Here is a 17,749-nt window from a genome sequence, read left to right as displayed (position 1 = left end):
GTGTAGCTCGACGTGGTGACGGAAACACCGCCGGAGGAGTCGCGGACGAACGAGGAGACAACGCTCATCGTTGCGCCGACGCTGTTCTGTACCCAGTTCTGACCGTTGAACGAAGCAGAGGCAGCGACGCTCTTCAGCTGAGCCTGGAGCTGCGTGATTTCGTCCTGGATCTTCGTCTTGTCGACGCCCTCTTCGGTGGCGGCAACGAGCTTGGCCTTGATCTCGGTGACAACGTCGATCGAGCTCTGAACGGCAGTGTAAGCGGTATCGACCTTGGCAGCGCCCATGCCGAGAGCGTCGGAAACAGCCGACAGAGCGCTGTTGTCAGAACGCATGGTCGTTGCGATCGACCAGTAAGCCGCGTTGTCGGCAGCCTTGCCGACGCGCTCGCCTGACGAAACGGCGTTCTGTGTCTTCGACAGGTTGCCGTTGATGTTGCGCAGCGTCTGCAGAGCGGCCATTGCGGAGTTGTTAGTATTGATGCTTGTCATGGATTCGTCCCCGAAAACTAGATACAATGGAGGACATTACCGGACTTATTTACCGGCAATGACGGTTCAGCTTCATGCTACTTGGTCGATTTTTTTCAGGACCAAACCCGTCATGTCGGAGAACAATTTTGCAGCTAAGTCTTGCGAACTGATTAAAATGCAGCTGCGATTTCCTCAGCCGATACAAATGGTTAATCAATTGCGACCATGCGCGGCGGATGTCTCGACCCCATGCAGCCCAGGAATTGCGGCACCCGCTACAGGCAAGCTTCATATGAAAGCGTATCTATTGAATTGCCATCAATCCGTATCGCATGTCCTCCAGCGAATACGGTTGGGCGCTAACAGCTTGAAGATTGAACGGGGTTGACCTTGAACAGTATGGTTTCGTTTTCCGCAGCATCGAAAGACTACCAAAGTGGGCGCTACGTGAAATCCCTGGAAACGCTCAATACACTCCTGGAGACTCAGAAGGATTCCAAGACCTATGGGCTCCTCGCCAAAACCCTGCTGCAACTGGGGATGAAGGCGGATGCGGCCCGGGCATTTGCCCTTGCCGGAGAGGCGGGAGGCCTCAGCGGAACCGAGTTTATACGAAGGGCTGCCGCGCTGCATTTTGAGTGCGGCAACGAGGAAGATGCCCTCCTCCTGGGGCTGCGGTTGATGGCGCAGGGGCATCTAGACGCCGATATCGCCTATATCCTTGCGTCAATCTATCTGGAGCGGGGTCGCGACGACCTGCTCAGCCCGTTCCGAAAGATCCTTGCGGAGAGCGGCAACGTTGAGCATACGCGTCTGGCAGTCAAATTGCTGAGAAACGATCCGAACGACCAGTCGCAGGCTTTCCTTGCTCGCAGTCTTTTCAAGCGATTTCCCGACGTGCTGTCGATGCGCATGCTGTTTCTGATTTTCGGGCGCGCCGTCTGCGATCTGACTGCTGTGAAGAGGCATCAGCGGCTGGTGGACGAGTTGCTCGCAAAAGGCGAACATGACATCCTCCAGCACGATACCGAGTTCTATGTCCTACAGTGGTGTGGCGACGAGGCGCTGAACCGGCTGGCCAAGGGACGTCACAAGCCCGTTAGCGAGGCGCAAGTGGCAGGGCGCAGAAGCCGCCCACACGAATGGTCGAGCAAGATTCGTATCGGCTACCTGTCGAACGACCTCTTCGACGATCACGCAACCATGAAGCTCCTGCGTCGAGTACTCGAACTTCACGATCGCGACCGCTTCGAGGTAACGCTCTATTGCCACACCGACGAGAAGGGCCTTGCCCGCAACAAGGCAGATAGGAGCCGTTGGGGCAATGTCGTGCGTATCGTAGGAATGTCCGACGAGGAAGCGGCCACGCTGATGAGAGAGCAAGGCATCGATATTCTCGTCGATCTGAAGGGCCCGACCTTCGAGACTCGCTACAGCATCTTGAACCATAGCGTCGCCCCCATCCATGTCTCCTGGCTTGGCTTTCCGGGCAGTGCACCCGACACGGATCTCGACTACATCATCGGCGACAGATACGTTCTGCCCGAGTCTTCCAAACCACACTACCATGAGAAATTCATCCGCCTGCCGGACACCTATCAGCCCAACGATCCGGTTCATCGGCCACGACCACGCCCGATGGATCGCGCTCAGTTTGGCTTGCCCGAGGACAAATTCGTGTTCGCGTCGTTCAATGGCAGCCGCAAGATCACGCCCGCGACCGTCGACGTCTGGTGCAACATCCTTCGGCGGGCACCTGACAGCGTGCTGTGGATATTGGCAATGTCTCCCGCCGCCGAGGCGAACCTCAAGCAATATTTCAATCAGCAGGGCATAGCGACGAAACGCGTCGTCTTTTGCCCGCGCGCCGACTTCCAGACGCACATCGACCGGCAGCAGGCTGCCGATCTTGCCCTGGACACCTGGCCGTATAACGGTCACACCACAACCTCCGAACAGCTCTGGGGCGGACTGCCGGTGCTGACGCTCAAGGGCACAAATTTCGCTTCACGGGTGAGCGAAAGCCTGCTCAGCGCGATCGGACTACCGGAACTCGTGGCTCCGGACGTACAAGGCTATGAAGACCTGGCCGTGGAACTTTACCAAAACCGCGCTCGCATCGAAGCCTTCAAGCAGACGATTGCAGACAACCGGTTCATCAAGCCTTTGTTTGACGCTGAGCGCTTCTGCCGCCACATCGAAACTGCATACGAGATGGTCGTTGCCCGCGCCAAGCTGGGGCTCGATCCCGATCATATCGACGTGCCGGCGAGACCGGTCCGTGAAGAACAGTTTAGCTCCGAAGATACAATCGTCGAGCCAACCGAGACTGGCGGCTACAAGCTCTTCGACTTTGGCTGACGACTGCTGCGGGGAGCCCTATCAAATGCTCCCGCAGCGTCGCGTCGATGCCGCGGTTCAGACAGGGCGGGACTTTCTTGCCAAGGATCTGAGAGCTGTGTCGTCTGGCATGCATGCCAGGAAGTGCGCGAGGCTGCCCTTGGATGCCGCGCCGGATGACGAGAAGTCAGCCGCTGCGGCCGAACCGCCGCGCGTCTGCGTCGATAGGAACCAATCAGCAGCGTTGCTGCCAAGAAACGTCGTGAAATCGACCGAACGCTTTGGCTGCGACAACAGCTCTTCGTAGCAAGTCTGCAGAGCATGCGCCGACGATGCAGGCCTATGGGTTTGCCCAATGGTCGCTGCCGCTGCACACCCCATGGTCGCCACGTGCTCCGGATGTCGGAGCATCCAGGCCAGCTTGACGGCTGCGTCTGCGGGGTCAGACGCGACAAGCCCGGTTCGGCCGTCCTCGACAACAGCCATTTCGGCCGGATTGGCCATCACCAGCGGCGCTACGCCCAGCGACATAGCCTCGATAAGGACGTTCTCCGCAGTGCCATAGTGATCCGGGCGCAGGAGATAGACCAGTATTCCCGCCTCCGACAGCATCGACTGCGGATCCTGATGCGCGCCTTCGAGTGATACGCGTTCCGGCTGGCGCATGGAGGCAGCGCGTGACGCCGGTTCGCCGTTCGGGTCGAACTGCCCCCATATCGCAACGTTGAAACCCTCATGGTCGACCGCATCGACAATCTCGAAGAAAGCAGGGTGCATCTTCACAAAATCGACAGTTCCGAGATAGACGGCCTGGGAGGGATTTTGTACGCGGTGGACAACAGGGTCAAAGCCAAAGCCGCTGTTGACCACACCAAGCCTCGAGCGCAGGGACTGAGGAAGGTTCCGCAGATTTTCTGCCTGCAGCGAGCACGGTGAGGTGAAAAGCAGTCGGTCCGGCATCTCTGCGAGACGCTCCGGAAGCAGGGGCGGAAAGAGACCGGAGATGTGCGCCCACACAACGGAGCGCATCGGCGGGAGGCTCCATTCGCTGAGGCATTGATAGAGGCGCGGATGGTTCCACCACTCGATCTGGACGACGTCTGCTGCCTCGACGGCGGCCTGAAGCTCGGCCGGTCCGCCTGTCATCAACGTCGCGCCGGCAGCCTTGACAAGAGCCGGGAAGCGCCGATCACGCGGCTCTTCGAGCAGAAAGTAGGTGCGCCTGACATCCGGCGAACCAGCGGCCGCTATCGCCGCGTGGGCCTTGCCGACGCCGCCACCGAGGTGCGGCGTCAGATGAAGAATATTCATTCCGCGGCTATGGGGAACGGCACGCGCACGCCGCCAGGAGCCGGAACGTTGGGGTTGATGTTGACGAGGTTCCTGAACTTTTCGAGCAGCATCGGGCGATGCTCGTCTATGCTGTCAGGCAGGCAGTGGGTGAGCTGCCCGCAATTGCCGCAGGTCTGGTTCTCGCAGCGCCGTCCCTCCAGATGCTGCAGGCGCAGGCTGTTCATCTTGTCGGAGTTCCAGATCTCCTTCATCGTCTGCGTCCGCGCATCGCCGATGATCAGCTTGCGGCCCCAATCGAGGAAACAGGAACTGACGAGACCGTCTGCGTTCACCGAGCAGCCGTAGAAGATGTAGGGGCAGGTGTCGGTGTTGCCGATCTCCTGCTGATAGATGCCCTGGGTGATCTGCACGCCGGTATGCTTTTCGATGTCGAACTCCGGCCAGCACGGTGCGAAGTTCTCGATGAAGATACGATCCGCATAGTCCCCGAACGTGTCGAAGAACTCTTGCTTCTGCGCCTCGCTGATCAGCTCGCCGGGGATCTTGATCGAGATTTCACAGTCGCCCTTGTTGTCGTAGAGCCATTTGACGTTCTCTACGAACTTCGGGAAATTGAAATTGAACCCCGTGAACTTCATGTACTGTTCGACGTTCATGCCATCGACTGAGATGTTGATCTTGTCGATCCCTGCCGCAATGATCGGCGCCATACGCTCGGGCGTTATGAACGTGCCGTTCGTGGTGGTGTCGATGTACTCGATATAGCCGCTCTTCTTGGCATAGGCGACCATGTCGGCAAAGCGCTTGTTGAGCAGCGGTTCGCCGTCCTTGTAAAGGCGTAGTACCTTGATCGGGTTTTCAAACGCGGCAAGATCGTCGATGACCTTCTGGTACACCTCGTACTTCATTGCGCCCTGATAGCGCCCCGTCTCAGCAATCATGTCGCGGTGGCCGGTCGGACAGAAGGTACATTTGAAATTGCACGAACTTGCCGGGTCCACAAACACGATAAACGGCGTCGACAGCGGGATGACCGTCTCAAGCGGCGTACGGTCGTCTAGATTGATACGCGGCTTCAACTGGGCTTTCATGAATTCGCCTCCGGCGAGCGATTGGGTACGATAGCGTTGCAGATACCCACGACAGCGGCCGGATCGGATGGATGAATGGCCGCCGTGCCAAATTCCAGCAGGTCGCGCCTGCCGTATTCATCGGCGATCGCCTCCACCAGTTGGCGTATCGTGGTCGATTTACCTGAACATATGTTGATTGCGCCAGACTGACCTGTTGCAACCACATCGGCGATCATCGCCCCAGCCTGGACCACATCGAGGAAATCGCGTCGTTGCGTTCCCGCGGAAAGCCTTGCGACCTCCCCTTTGCCCAGCCGTTCATGAACGTAGGGAACCAGACGCGCCGGATGTTCGCCCTCTCCGAAGAGATAAAACAGACGACACCAGGAGAAGTTCGTTCCCTGCTTCGTGAAGAACTGTGTCAGCATATGGTAAACGGAAAGTTTACATGCCGCGTAGAGTGTCGCGGGTGATAGTTCGGAGTCGACAGACAGTGCCTCCGAGGGAAGCCGGTATTCGAAGCAGGTTCCGACTCCGATGAAGTGTCGGACGCCCGCCGCGGTCGCACCTCGGGCCATGCGTAATGTACCGCTTACGCAATCGAAATTCTCCGCCGCATCCAGATACTTCCCCGGCACAACGTACCAGGCGCAATGGACAACCGCATCTGCGCCAGTCAGCACGGTCTGCCACCATTCCTCGCTTTCGGCAAAGAGGTCGCAGCTTGTCAGCAGCACCTCCGGATCTACGGGTATGATCAATCGCTCTTCCGATCCCGGACGCAACACAACCCTTACCTCGTGGCCGGCATTCGCGAGCGACCTGTGAATCTGGCGACCGACGAAGCCAGTTGCGCCGGTGAGGACTACGCGGGCCATGACAAGCCCCGGGAAAGGTAGTGCATGATAACTGGAGCTAGTGAATTTGGGAGCATCTGGAACAATCCGAATCAGGGTTTTTGCCGGTGTGAACCTAGCAACGGGACCGAGAGAACGGAATGGAGCAGCGGGCAGCCGCAGCGCAGGCGAGTGAGGCAAACAACGACGCGCCGGCCCGAGACATCGGCGGAGCCTGCGACCGCCGCTTGGCAAAGCGCCTGTTTCTCGACATTGCAGCAGATGTGGCTGACCTACAGCCCACGATGCCCCGGCGACCGCTCGTTCTCTACGGCGGCGGCGAACTCGGCCTGCTCGCACGAGCGCATCTCGAAGCCGTCGGCTGCGACATCGCCATGGTCGTCGATCGAAACGCCGGACAGCTCTCGTCCAACCCGGCGTGGAGCGGCCTAAACGTCGTTGCGCCTGCAGACGTGCCGCAGGAGTTCAAGACGAACGCCCTGCTTGCCGTCAGTGTCGTTACGAGCCCCTATCGCGCGCTCGAAATTGCCCTGAGGGCTGACGGTTGGGCGAATGTCGTTCCATTCTACGACATCGCCGAATCTTTCCGTGATCGACATCCGCTGTCGAACGGCTGGTTCGCAGCGCCATTTTGTGGCGAAACCGTCGCGAAAACAACCTGGGTACTGGACCGATGGGCGGACGATGCGTCTCGCGCCCACCACCTACAGTTCCTCGCCTGGCGCCGGCTGAGGCAGGAATGGGTATTCTCCGAGGCTCCGGTGACCACCCATGACAGGTTCTTCATTCCCGAGATCATGCAGTGTCTGACGCGGGACGAGACCTTTCTTGACGCCGGTGCGCACCATGGCCACGTCAGCTTGCGCTTCCTGAACGCAACCGCCAACGCGTTCGCTTCGATCGTCGCAATCGAACCCGATGGCGCAAGTCGCAGCATTTGTCTGGAAACGATCGCCAGGCTGCCACCGGAGATTACAGGCCGGATCCAGATATGCGATGCCTTGCTCGACGCCGAAAGCCGCACGCAACCGTTTCACGGTGGCCTCGGCTACGCTTCCCAGATCGCGGCGACGGGAGCGAGTTTCCTGCCGACCACGACAATCGACAGCCTCGGGCTTTCGCCGACCTTGATGAAGCTTCACCTCGAGGGCGCAGAACTGTCCGCGCTGAAAGGCGCCCGGCAGACGATCTCGAAGGATCGCCCGATCATCGCTGCGACCACCTATCACAATGACGACGGCATTTGGCGCACGCCCGCGTGGCTGATGGAAAACCTGGAAGGCTACCGCGTACTCATGCGCCTGCACGGATGGTGCGGCACCGGAGCGGTCGTCTATGCAATACCCGAGGAAAGACACTCCGTATGACGTTCTCAGTGGACAGACTGATGCCAGCCGTTGATGCTGTTGCGGCCGCCTCAGCCGGCATCATAGGCAGGCCAGACGCGCGCGTCGCCATCTATGGCACAGGTTTCCTCGGTCGCTGGGCGGCAAAGTGGCTCATCGCGCAAGGAATGAATCTCGTGGCGTGCTTCGACGGGGACCCCGCAAAAGCAGGCGATGTCGTCTGCGGCGTGAAGGTTCACGCGTCCAACGACGTTGAGAGCATTCGTCCGGATCTCATTTTCATTACAGCCCGGCATGCCATCGGGGCGATATCGCGCTACCTTGCAGATCGAGCAGTCCCGCACGTTTCATTTGATGGATACTACGCAGCCCGGCACCTTGACGCTTTCGCTGGCGTGGCACCCCTTTTCACAGATGCGCGTTCCCAGCACGTATTGCAGTCGATACTGATGGTCATGCTCACCGGAAACCGCAGCTATTGCGAGGATATGTTCGAGAAGGACCAGTATTTTTGCCTTCCAAGATTCTGCGGCGCCGAAAATGAAACATATGTCGATGCGGGTGCCTATACGGGCGACAGCATCGAGCGCTTCTTATGGGCACATTACGGTGTGTTCAAGGAAATTCACGCCTTCGAACCGGGCGACCGGCAATTCCAGGCGATGTCAAAGAGGGTGGCCCGGCTATCGGAGGAATGGGCCCTTCCGCAAGAAGCAATCCATCTCAACAGAGCCGGCCTGGGCGCAGGAAATGCCACCATGTCGTCGGCGACGCACAGCGGACAGCTGCAGAGCCTGCAATTGGAGACGAACAATTCACCATCCAATGCCGGCACCCGGATTCAAATCCAGTCTCTCGACGATTATCTCTGCGGCAAACGGGCGAGCTTCATAAAGGCTGATGTGGAGGGCATGGAGATGGCGCTGATCGAAGGCGCGCAAGAGACCATCGTTAAATTCAGGCCAAAGCTCGCGATATGCGTGTACCACTACCCATCGGATATTCATGAAATCGCGATCCGTCTCAAGGATCTGGTTCCGCAATACCAAATGGCGCTCCGTCACCACTCGCCCCAGTTTATGGAAAGCGTGCTCTACGCATGGGCTGATCAGGCGTAGAGCAGGTTGTTGATATCGGGTCAGGGATATCCCGCGCGATGTCGTCGCGTTCCACCCTCACAGCCGTAGCAATTTCGAGGCCGGCCGGCCCGCCCGGACAAGCAGTGGTGAGACATCACCGCGCAAAATTCACCCAAACGGAGTTATTCCGAGATGCAGACCGACACCTTCTTCTACCCCTCCGATGGCGAGAATTCCTACTTCACCAAGCTCGCCGCCATCACACAGAAATGGCCGCATGACGTTCGCCACTACATGGACCTCTTTCCGGTCTACGCCAGCCGCCGCTCGTTCATTCGCCAACTCGCCCACTACGAGCTGTTCAAGCTCACTCAGGATCTGCCCGGGCACTACGTCGAGTTCGGCGTATATTACGGGAAGTCCTTCTTCAGCTGGCACAAGTTCCTTGAGGTGTTCACCCCGACGGCGACCCACAAGAAGGTCTTCGGCTTCGACAGCTTTGCTGGGTTCCCGAGCCTTGCAGAGCAGGACGGAGACACCGATACACGAATTCAGAAGACACCGGGCGGCCTTAGTTCGGAGAACTTTCTCGAAGAATTCATGGAACTCATGAAGCTTCATAATGAGGACGGCGTGCTGCCAACCAATCGCGGGAACATCGTGACCGGCGACATCAACCAGACCCTGCCCCGCTGGCTTGACGAAAACCCGGAAGCACGATTCTGCCTCATCAATCTCGACGTGGACATCTACGAGCCTACGAAGCTCGTGCTCGATCGCTGCTGGGACCGCGTGGTCACCGGCGGCGTGATCGTTCTTGACGAATACGCCACGAGCAAGTGGCCCGGCGAAACCCTCGCATGGGATGAGTTCGCCAAGGAGCGCGGCATCAGGTCGCCGCTGCGCCGTTTCCCCTGGGCAAACGCGCCAGGAGCGTTTCTCATCAAGGAGTGACACCGACAAGGGGTCACCCGTCGGTCAGAAAGTCAGGCGCCCGGCTTCGACCGGGCGTTGTCTATCGAGAGATCTATTAGGCTTCCAACGCGCGCGAAGATTCGCGGTCAGTCCAGTTCGACCGGTTGGAGTGCGGCGAACGACGGGTGGGCGAGATCCCTCTGAGAAACGTTCGCAGCAGGCAGCGGCCAGTCGATAGCCAACAGCGGGTCATTGTAGCACAGGCCACCCTCATCATCCGGCGAATAGAACTCGGACACGAAGTACATCAGCTCCGTATCCGCCTCCAGCGTCTGGAAGCCATGGGCGAACCCGTGCGGAACGTAGATCGCGTTGCGCGCTTCGGCCGTCAGCTCATAGCCGATCCAGCGGCCATAGGTTGGCGACCCGGCTCGAATATCGACGACGACGTCGAGTGCTGCGCCACGAACGCAACGCACGAGCTTGACCTCGGCCTTCGACGGGCGTTGAAAATGCATCCCGCGCACGGTGCCTTTCGCGGAACTGAATGAGGTGTTCGCCTGTACCCACATCGTTTCAAGCGCCTTGTCGGCAAACTCCCGCACACAGAAGGTGCGCGCAAAGAAGCCCCTTTCATCCGTACGCCTTTCGATCTCTATGGAAAATACGCCAGTTAGGTCGAGCGGTTCTATGTTCACCTTCGAACATCCTCATGTGGGAAACGACGGAGCACGAGATGCCGGAACAAATCGCAGCCGGTGACTGGACGCCGACCCCTAGACCAGGATCGACGCAGAGAGGTCCGGTTCGCGCAGAACGAGGTTCTGCATAAAGCCGCGATCCAGATACTGCTGCCTCTCGGCGTCACCTGGCACCAGGACCAGGGTTTTCGCGATGTCGGCTTTCTCGTCGCCGTCCATCTTGTCGATCACGGAGATCTCCTTCGGCAAGCCGAGCTCGCGCAGCATTTGTTCGACCGGCACTATGTTGCCAATGCCGTGGAGGACCAATTGGCTGATCCCTGCGACCGCGCCTGCGGTCCAGGCAAGCGCCTGCAAGGCCGCCATGCGCGGCAGTATATCCCGCAGCGGTAGGAGGTCCGGCGTGCCGCCGAGGCCATTTGCAGCCAGTCGCACGTAGATCTCGTGTGCTTTCAGATAGTTCTTCCTGCCAAGCCAAAGCTTGAGGGCCATACTCATACGAACGAAGACGAACTGCTGAATCACTTGCTGGTAGCGGCTGCCGCGATCCCCGCTCAGGGTCATCGCACCGCGCTTCAGTCCGGTATGCAGGAAGTATTCGAGCCCTCCGCGGTATCGATCCCATGACGTCATGGCTTCGTCGTGCCCGGCCTGAACGCGATCGCGAGCAATCGCGCTCTGGATGATCGAGCGATAGAATGGCTTCCTAAGGAAGGCGATATCACCGAAATCGAGGAAGTGGGCAAGATGCATGAAGGGAGAGTAGCAGAACAGGCCCGGAATCGGCAGTGACCTCAAAACTGAAACATTGAAGACTGCCGCTTCCGGGAAGATGTGACGCTCGGTCACGAAGTCGAAGACTTCGCCATAGCTACGCCGCGCGAAGCGTATGTCCCTTTCGAGTTCGAAGAATTGGTGCGTGTCGCGACCCTCGATCTCGTTATGCTGGTACCATGGGGCATAACAGGCACTGACGACAGGGTTGGCGTCGAGATAGTCGACCGCTTCCCCCAGCCCGTCCATGATGAGCCGATCGTCATCCCCGGCGTAGACGGCATACTTGCCCCTGACAAGATGGAAGGCGCTCATAACATTGACTTCAAGGCCGCCATTGGTGGCGCGCCTGAAGTATCTGATGGGCAGGCCATGGCCGATGAACTCCTCGACCAGCGCAGACGTATCGTCCGTGGAGGCATTGTCGGAGATTACGATTTCACACGCGAAGGGAAAATCGATGTTCTCGCGATAGTACTGCAGCGCCCGACGCAAGAAAGCCGACCGGTTATAGGTCGGAATGCAGATGCTGAGCTTGATATCCTCGGTCGTCATTTGGCAATCTCCCTGAGCGACCGGCCGGCTCGAAACCGCAGCCGGAGCTCGTCGTCTTCACTGGATCTTTGTAGCAACCATGCCCGCCTAGCCGGCCATGGCCATGCGCGCATGTACCGATACGAGCGCGCTCGTCGGCGCCAGCGCCTCGTAGCGCTCGATCTGGTCGAGTGTGAACGAACGCATCGCCCGTCCCGCGCGATGGGCGGCATACCATGCTGACGTCCACTCGATCGTCTCGCCAAGATCGAGCCTTGGCCTCCAACCGAGCGAGGCTGCGGCAAGCTGCGAGGTCAGCGTCAGGGTCGCGGCCTCCGGCGGGTGCGCGCCGGGAGCCATTTCCCAACCCCTCGGCAGGCCACATGCCGCGCTGAGGGCATCGACAACGTCGGCTACGGTTGCAAAGCTGTCCGGGTCGGGTCCGAAATTCATGGCCTCCGGCAGTTCGCCCCGACGCGTGGCGAGTGCCTCGGCCATTGCAAGATATCCACTGAGCGGTTCGAGCACATGTTGCCACGGTCGCACCGCGTCGGGATAGCGCAGACTGATGCTCTTGCCGTCGCCGATGGCGCGCATGAAATCCGGGACAAGCCTGCCCTCGGCCCAATCACCGCCGCCGATGACGTTGCCGGCTCTCGCAGTGGCGACCAGAATGCCTTGCTTGGCCATGAAACTGTCGCGATAGCTCTTGCAGACGAGCTCGGCGCAGGCTTTGGAATTGCTGTACGGGTCCTTGCCGCCGAGAGGATCGAGCTCGGAGAACGGCCGGCCCTCGCCGTGGTTCTCATATACCTTGTCCGATGTGACGACGAGCACCGTACTCACGGTTCCCGACGCACGAACGGCTTCAAGCAGGTTCACCGTACCCATGACATTCGCAGCGAATGTTTCCACCGGATCTGCATAGGAGCGGCGAACCAGTGCCTGGGCCGCCATATGGATCACGATCTCGGGCCGCGCGGCCTTCAGCGCCGCCGCCAATTCGTCCCTGTTGCGGATGTCGAGCGTCGTATGGTGCTGTCCCGACGAGGGAGCGACAAGCTGATGCAGCGAGCCAGGCTCAGCAGCCAGAGCCGCGCCGTAGACCTCGGCGCCCATGCGCTCCAGCCACAGACAGAGCCATGCACCCTTGAAGCCCGTGTGCCCAGTGACGAAGACGCGGCGTCCGACCCAGAAATTCGTCATGCCCAGACCTTCCAGGGCGCCTTGCCCGATCGCCAGAGCTCATCGAGTTCCGTACGCTCGCGAAGCGTATCCATGGGTCTCCAGAACCCGTCGTGACGGAACGCGGCGAGTTGGCCGAGCCGGACGAGCTTTTCCAGGGGACCGGTCTCGAGGACCGTTTCGTCCCCTTCGATATGATCGATAATCGAGGGTTGCAGCACCAGGAAGCCGCCGTTGATCCGCTGCCCGTCGCCACGGACTTTCTCGGCGAAATTCGAAACGAGATCACCGGACATCTCCAACGCGCCGAAGCGGCCGGGGGGAAGAACGGCACAGACGGTCCCGTCCAAGCCATGGCTGCGGTGGAACTTGATCTCTGCGGTGATATCGATATCCGCCACGCCGTCACCATAGGTGAGGCAAAAGGGCTCGTCGTCGGGCAGATACTTCCGGATGCGCTTGATGCGCCCGCCAGTCAGCGTGTTGATCCCTGTGTCAATGACAGTAACGCGCCAGTTTGGCGCCGAACCACCGTGATACTCGATGCTGTTGCGGCCGAGATCCACCGTGATATCGCTGTGATGAAGGGCGAGGTTTGCGAAGTATTCCTTCAGCATGTAGCCCTTGTAGCCGGCGCAGATGATGAAATCGTTCAGCCCGTGATGAGCGTAGATGCTCATGATGTGCCAGATGATCGGTTTGTCGCCGACTTCGACCAACGGCTTGGGGCGAACGGACGTTTCTTCGGCCAGCCTTGAGCCCAGGCCGCCGGCAAGGATAACGACTTTCATATGAACCGCCGCGGCTCAGTTGGGAAAATGTGACCGCGGACTTTCGTGTCCAGAGCGGGAAACCAGGGGCATTCATGGGTCATATAGACGACAATCCGGTAGCAGGAATGCCTCCATCTATTCCGGAAGACACTTGTGTGAACCTTGCCTGCACGAGCGCAGCGGTACCGCATCATTATAGGTAAAAAATAGGGTTCCGCGGTGAACGGCTTGCGCTATTCTCCTCCTGGAGAAATGCCCGGCCGACGATCGAAGTGGACGAAAGCAATCGTCAGTGAAACGATCGCACAAGGCTGCCGACAAGCAGATTCCAGCCGTCGATCAGGACGAAGAAGAGGATCTTGAACGGCAGGGAGATCGATGTCGGTGGCAGCATCATCATGCCCATCGCCATGGTGATCGTTGCGACTATCAGGTCGATGACCAAAAACGGAAGCACGACCAGGAACCCGATTTCGAAGCCGCGACGAATTTCCGAAATCATGAAAGCGGGGATCAGCACGCGATAGTCGATCTTCTCACCGGTATCGACCGTCTGGCCCCGTTCGCGCGCCAGATCGACAAACAGCGCGAGGTCCTTCTCGCGTGTGTTGTGGGTCATGAACGTACGAAACGGCTCGGCGATCCGCTCGATTGCCTGCTGTTCGTTGATCTGGTTGACAAGCAGCGGCTGCACGCCGGTTTGCCAAGCCTGGTCGAAGGTTGGCTGCATGACGTAGAAGGTCATGAAAAGCGACAGCGACAGCAGGATCATGTTCGAGGGCGTAGATGAAAGACCCATACCGCTGCGCAGGATCGAAAAGGCGATGACAAAGCGCGGAAAGCTCGTCACCATGATCAGGATGCCCGGCGCGACCGAAAGAACGGTGAGCAGTCCGAAGGTCCTGATGATCCACGCGGCGACCGAACCGTCAACCGGCAAGTTCAGCAGGTTCGTTGGCAGTTGCTGGGCTTGTGCCAGCTCGGGCGCCGCCATCATGGCAGCCAAAATCACGAGGTATCGAATCATTCGATGACGAAGGTCCTGAACATGATTTTCGATACGCGTCCCTGGGCTCGGAGGTCAACACGCTCCTGGATGTCATCCCTAAGATATTCGAAGCCGCGTGGGCCTTCGATCTGCTGCAACGAAACCGTGCGGACGTAGGCCAGGATGTCCTGATGAATATCCTCGGCAAGCTTCACGTCCGGTGGACCACTGAAAAGCAGGGCGATCTCCAGACGAACCCAATTCTCCGAGGGATAGGCAAGGTTCGACGTGATCGGCTCGAGCTGCACGACGTTATTGGCTTCCGTCGAGATGTGGGGCAGGCCAGCCTCAGCTTCCTTCTTTTGCGTGGCAGCGTCCCTGGCTTCCTTTGCCTGCTCTTCCTGGGCCGCGCCCTTGATGTTGGGGGCAACCATGCTGCCGACGACCCAGCCGCCGCCGCCGCCGAGCAGGGTCAGGACCGCAAGACCGATGATCGTCATCATGGCGGCCGACTTCTTTTTCGACTGGCCTTCGGGCGCTTCTGCGTTTGCCATCGTGTTCGGCCTCAGAGCGGCGAGAAGAGATCGACGGCCTGCTGGCCGCGCGGAGGCTGCTGCACTTCCATCAGGCGACCGCGGCCGCCGTAGGAGATGCGTGCTTCGGCGATCTTCTCGTAGGAAATCTGGTTGTCGGCATCGACGTCCTGTGGACGCACGATACCGGCGACGTTGAGAATACGGATTTCCTGGTTGACGCGAACTTCCTGAGAGCCGCTGATCACGAGGTTGCCGTTCTCGAGGATACCGGTGACGACGGCGGCGACCATGAGCTTCAGTTTTTCCGAGCGCTCGATCTTTCCCTTGCCATCGGTACTGGTGTCGGAACCATAGGTCACATCGGTCTTGGATTGAGGATTCCAGCCCATCACGTTGGCATCGACGTCCCAGTTCAAGCCGCTGGAGTTCGTGCGGCTGCGGTTCGTTTCATTGTCGAACGAAGCCTTGTCGTTGATCGCGATATCGACCGTCAGGATATCGCCGACATTGAGCGCGCGTGCGTCCTTGAACAGCGCGGCCTGGGAATCGCTCCAGAGCGAATAGCCCTGGGCGACCTGGCGCGGCTGTTTTGGATACATCGACATCTGCGAGGTCTGGCCGTAGGCAAGGCCGCTGCCGATCGGGCTCATGGCGGGAGCTCGGCCGATCTCGTTGACCGCTTGCGGCGACGCGCAGCCCGCGAGAATAGCTACGGCACTGATTGCCGCCGGGAGGAGCTTGTTCATGAGGGATCCTTCGACGTAGTGGGATCGGACGCGCTGGCGATGATGTTGGCGATGACCGCGGCCTTCTTCGGATCCATCTCGTTCAGGATGAGGCTCGATTGCGTCGGATTGAGCCGCATGACGACGGCTGCAGCGACTTCGATCCTCATCTCCTGGAGCTGGGAGGCAGCAGCGTCCGGCTTCATTTTCTTATAGATATCCGTCAGGCCCGCTTCGGCCTGCTTCAGGAAGACATCGCGGCGCTTCAGCCAATCCTGATATTCATCCTTGCGCTTCTGCATCTCGGCAATGCGGGTGTCTACATCGGCGCGCAGCTTCTCCAGTTCCTGCTTCTGCAGCAGGTAGCGCTGGTCGCGTGCCGGATCGGCAATATTCGTGCAGAACTGCTTGATCTCCTCCTCCGAGGTGAGCTCACCGCCAGCCGTCGGGCGTACCTCCTGTGCGAAGGCGCCCGGAATCGTCAACAGCACGACTGCGGCAACGGGCAGCGCCAGACGTCGCATCAATTCAGAAATGACCACGTTCGGACCAGGGAACTTCATCATTGCAGGACAAGCTCCGCTTGCAGCGCACCGGCCGACTTGATGCCCTGGAGGATTGCGATGATACCGTCCGGCTTGACGCCGATGTTATTGAGGCCCCCCACCAGCGTCTTGAGATCCGGTCCGTCGAGCAGCGCCACCTTGCCGCCCGTCTTCTGGGCCGCGATATCCGTCTGCGGCTGAACTGCGGTCACTCCACGGGAGAACGGCTCTGGCTGAATGACCTGCGGCGTTTCGGTCACCTGGACGGTCAGCGTACCGTAGCTGACGGCAACCGGCGAAACACGCACATCAGCGCCAATGACGATCGTTCCCGTGCGCTCGTTGACGACGACCTTGGCAGGCGTGTCGGTTTCGACAGCGAGGTTCTCGATATCGGCCATGAGGCGGGTAAGGTCGGCTTCCCGGGGTTTCTGGACGATCACCTCCTGGGCATCCTTCGCTTCGGCGACGGGGCCGCCGAAGCGACGTGAAGCGTAGCCGTTCACGACGTCTGCGATCCTGACGGCGGTCGAGAAATCGGGATTGCGCAATTGCAGGACCAGGTTGACGGAGTCCTTGAAGCGCGAGGGCAATTCGCGTTCGATGATGGCGCCGCCCGGAACACGACCGGCGGTGGTGACACCTTCAGTGACAGTCGAGGCCTGGCCCTGGGCGGTGAAGCCGGAAACGACGACAGAGCCCTGCGCGACTGCGTAAATCTGGCCGTCGGCACCCGACAGCGAGGTCATGACAAGCGTGCCGCCGCGCAGTGACGTGGCGTCGCCAAGCGAACTGACGCTAACGTCGATGCGGCTGCCCGGGCTTGCGAAAGGCGGCAGGTTGGCGGTGACCATGACGGCGGCCGTATTCTTGGCGTTGGACTGGCCGCCCTGGGTTGAAATGCCGAGATTCTGCAACATCGCACGCATCGACTGCTCAGTGAACGGCGAAGCACGGAAACCGTCGCCGGTTCCCTGAAGGCCTACGATTAGGCCGTAGCCGATCAGCTGATTGTCGCGGCCCGCCTGAAGCGAGGCAATGTCCTTGATGCGCGACGTCATTGCAGCGGCAGGCGCGAAGTTCGGAGACAGAAATGCAAGCGTGATGAAAAGGCGAAAAATTATCTTCATTTTGCGGCCACGTGTATTGTGCCGTCGGCGAGCACCGTGCCGCTGACGATGACACCCGAATCCATGTTGCGAACGCGCACGAGCTGGCCTGTCATGCCGTCTTCGAGCGGCGATCCGGCAGCCGAGATCGTCATCGGGCCCAGCGTGAAGACCAGGCGGATCGAAGAGCCGCGTGTCACCGTGTAGGGTTCGCGCAGCGCCGAGATCGAGATCGTACGTCCGGGCAGGAATGTCCGCTTGGATACCATTCCTTCGACTTGGCCGATCGACTTTGCATAGTCGCCCGCCAGGTTGGGATTGGTCACCTCGACCTCCTGCAATTGGGCACCGGAGATGGTCTCGCCGGGATAGATGGTCGTCGTAGGGACCACGGCATAGCCCAACCCGGCGGCGAGCGCCGGCGGCGAGACAATGCTGGTGACGACGATCGCGGCGGCTGTTGCCCATCCGCGGACGTTTCTAACCCGACAAAACATCATGTT

Annotated in this window: 18 protein-coding genes; 4 read left to right on the top strand and 14 right to left on the bottom strand. The window is 59.6% G+C overall.

Features of this window, described 5'->3' with window-relative positions:
* A partial coding sequence (locus AC1D2R_RS03055; RefSeq protein WP_477964595.1) for a flagellin N-terminal helical domain-containing protein occupies nt 1–491 on the bottom strand: 491 nt, incomplete at its 3' end.
* Between the two features lie 381 nt (nt 492–872).
* Between AC1D2R_RS03055 and AC1D2R_RS03050 the strand changes: the two genes are divergently transcribed.
* Nucleotides 873–2,834, top strand: coding sequence for an O-linked N-acetylglucosamine transferase, SPINDLY family protein (locus tag AC1D2R_RS03050; protein ID WP_477964649.1), 1,962 nt, complete (start codon nt 873–875; stop codon nt 2,832–2,834).
* A 57-nt stretch (nt 2,835–2,891) separates the two neighbouring features.
* On the opposite strand, the gene AC1D2R_RS03045 is transcribed toward AC1D2R_RS03050, so the two are convergent.
* Genes AC1D2R_RS03045 through AC1D2R_RS03035 form a run of 3 tightly spaced genes read right to left on the bottom strand, consistent with a single transcriptional unit; the run spans nt 2,892 to nt 6,057 of the window.
* Nucleotides 2,892–4,124: a glycosyltransferase gene (locus AC1D2R_RS03045; RefSeq protein ID WP_477964593.1), complete on the bottom strand. Its 1,233-nt coding sequence runs from the start codon at nt 4,122–4,124 to the stop codon at nt 2,892–2,894.
* Nucleotides 4,121–5,197, bottom strand: a complete 1,077-nt coding sequence (locus AC1D2R_RS03040; RefSeq protein WP_477964591.1) for a radical SAM/SPASM domain-containing protein — start codon at nt 5,195–5,197, stop codon at nt 4,121–4,123. The genes AC1D2R_RS03045 and AC1D2R_RS03040 overlap by 4 nt, the downstream gene beginning before the upstream one ends.
* The gene (locus AC1D2R_RS03035) at nt 5,194–6,057 is read right to left on the bottom strand and encodes an NAD-dependent epimerase/dehydratase family protein (protein WP_477964589.1); all 864 of its coding nucleotides are present in this window, start codon (nt 6,055–6,057) and stop codon (nt 5,194–5,196) included. The genes AC1D2R_RS03040 and AC1D2R_RS03035 overlap by 4 nt, the downstream gene beginning before the upstream one ends.
* Nucleotides 6,058–6,176: 119 nt before the next feature.
* Between AC1D2R_RS03035 and AC1D2R_RS03030 the strand changes: the two genes are divergently transcribed.
* From AC1D2R_RS03030 to AC1D2R_RS03020, 3 genes are all read left to right on the top strand, one after another.
* On the top strand, nt 6,177–7,403 hold the full coding sequence (locus tag AC1D2R_RS03030) for an FkbM family methyltransferase (protein WP_477964587.1): 1,227 nt from the start codon (nt 6,177–6,179) through the stop codon (nt 7,401–7,403).
* 428 nt (nt 7,404–7,831) lie between these two features.
* Nucleotides 7,832–8,500: an FkbM family methyltransferase gene (locus tag AC1D2R_RS03025; RefSeq protein ID WP_477964585.1), complete on the top strand. Its 669-nt coding sequence runs from the start codon at nt 7,832–7,834 to the stop codon at nt 8,498–8,500.
* A 153-nt stretch (nt 8,501–8,653) separates the two neighbouring features.
* Nucleotides 8,654–9,415: a TylF/MycF/NovP-related O-methyltransferase gene (locus AC1D2R_RS03020; protein WP_477964583.1), complete on the top strand. Its 762-nt coding sequence runs from the start codon at nt 8,654–8,656 to the stop codon at nt 9,413–9,415.
* Nucleotides 9,416–9,522: 107 nt separating this feature from the next.
* Here the strand turns inward: AC1D2R_RS03020 and rfbC are convergent, their stop codons facing one another.
* From rfbC to flgA, 10 genes are all read right to left on the bottom strand, one after another.
* Nucleotides 9,523–10,074, bottom strand: a complete 552-nt coding sequence (gene rfbC / locus AC1D2R_RS03015; RefSeq protein ID WP_477964581.1) for a dTDP-4-dehydrorhamnose 3,5-epimerase — start codon at nt 10,072–10,074, stop codon at nt 9,523–9,525.
* Between the two features lie 78 nt (nt 10,075–10,152).
* On the bottom strand, nt 10,153–11,406 hold the full coding sequence (locus tag AC1D2R_RS03010; RefSeq protein ID WP_477964579.1) for a glycosyltransferase family 2 protein: 1,254 nt from the start codon (nt 11,404–11,406) through the stop codon (nt 10,153–10,155).
* A gap of 87 nt (nt 11,407–11,493) precedes the next feature.
* On the bottom strand, nt 11,494–12,597 hold the full coding sequence (gene rfbG / locus AC1D2R_RS03005; RefSeq protein ID WP_477964647.1) for a CDP-glucose 4,6-dehydratase: 1,104 nt from the start codon (nt 12,595–12,597) through the stop codon (nt 11,494–11,496).
* Nucleotides 12,588–13,361 carry a glucose-1-phosphate cytidylyltransferase gene (rfbF, locus tag AC1D2R_RS03000; RefSeq protein WP_477964577.1) on the bottom strand — a complete coding sequence of 258 codons (774 nt, stop codon included), beginning with the start codon at nt 13,359–13,361 and terminating at the stop codon, nt 12,588–12,590. The genes rfbG and rfbF overlap by 10 nt, the downstream gene beginning before the upstream one ends.
* 271 nt (nt 13,362–13,632) lie before the next feature.
* Nucleotides 13,633–14,370 carry a flagellar type III secretion system pore protein FliP gene (gene fliP / locus AC1D2R_RS02995; RefSeq protein ID WP_477964575.1) on the bottom strand — a complete coding sequence of 246 codons (738 nt, stop codon included), beginning with the start codon at nt 14,368–14,370 and terminating at the stop codon, nt 13,633–13,635.
* Nucleotides 14,367–14,885 (bottom strand): flagellar basal body-associated FliL family protein, encoded by a 519-nt coding sequence (locus AC1D2R_RS02990; RefSeq protein ID WP_477964573.1) that lies wholly within the window; start codon nt 14,883–14,885, stop codon nt 14,367–14,369. Before AC1D2R_RS02990 ends, fliP begins: the two co-directional genes overlap by 4 nt.
* Before the next feature lie 11 nt (nt 14,886–14,896).
* Nucleotides 14,897–15,613, bottom strand: coding sequence for a flagellar basal body L-ring protein FlgH (flgH, locus tag AC1D2R_RS02985; protein WP_477964571.1), 717 nt, complete (start codon nt 15,611–15,613; stop codon nt 14,897–14,899).
* Nucleotides 15,610–16,158: a MotE family protein gene (locus AC1D2R_RS02980; protein WP_477964569.1), complete on the bottom strand. Its 549-nt coding sequence runs from the start codon at nt 16,156–16,158 to the stop codon at nt 15,610–15,612. Before AC1D2R_RS02980 ends, flgH begins: the two co-directional genes overlap by 4 nt.
* Nucleotides 16,155–17,267 carry a flagellar basal body P-ring protein FlgI gene (locus tag AC1D2R_RS02975; RefSeq protein WP_477964567.1) on the bottom strand — a complete coding sequence of 371 codons (1,113 nt, stop codon included), beginning with the start codon at nt 17,265–17,267 and terminating at the stop codon, nt 16,155–16,157. The genes AC1D2R_RS02980 and AC1D2R_RS02975 overlap by 4 nt, the downstream gene beginning before the upstream one ends.
* A complete protein-coding gene (gene flgA, locus AC1D2R_RS02970; protein WP_477964565.1) occupies nt 17,264–17,746 on the bottom strand; it encodes a flagellar basal body P-ring formation chaperone FlgA in 483 nt (160 codons plus the stop codon). The genes AC1D2R_RS02975 and flgA overlap by 4 nt, the downstream gene beginning before the upstream one ends.
* Nucleotides 17,747–17,749 lie beyond the last annotated feature (3 nt).

The sequence above is a fragment of the Rhizobium sp. P1_C7 genome (assembly GCF_056406295.1).
Note: the sequence above shows the minus strand (reverse complement) of the source record. Positions and strands in the feature narration are given on the sequence as shown.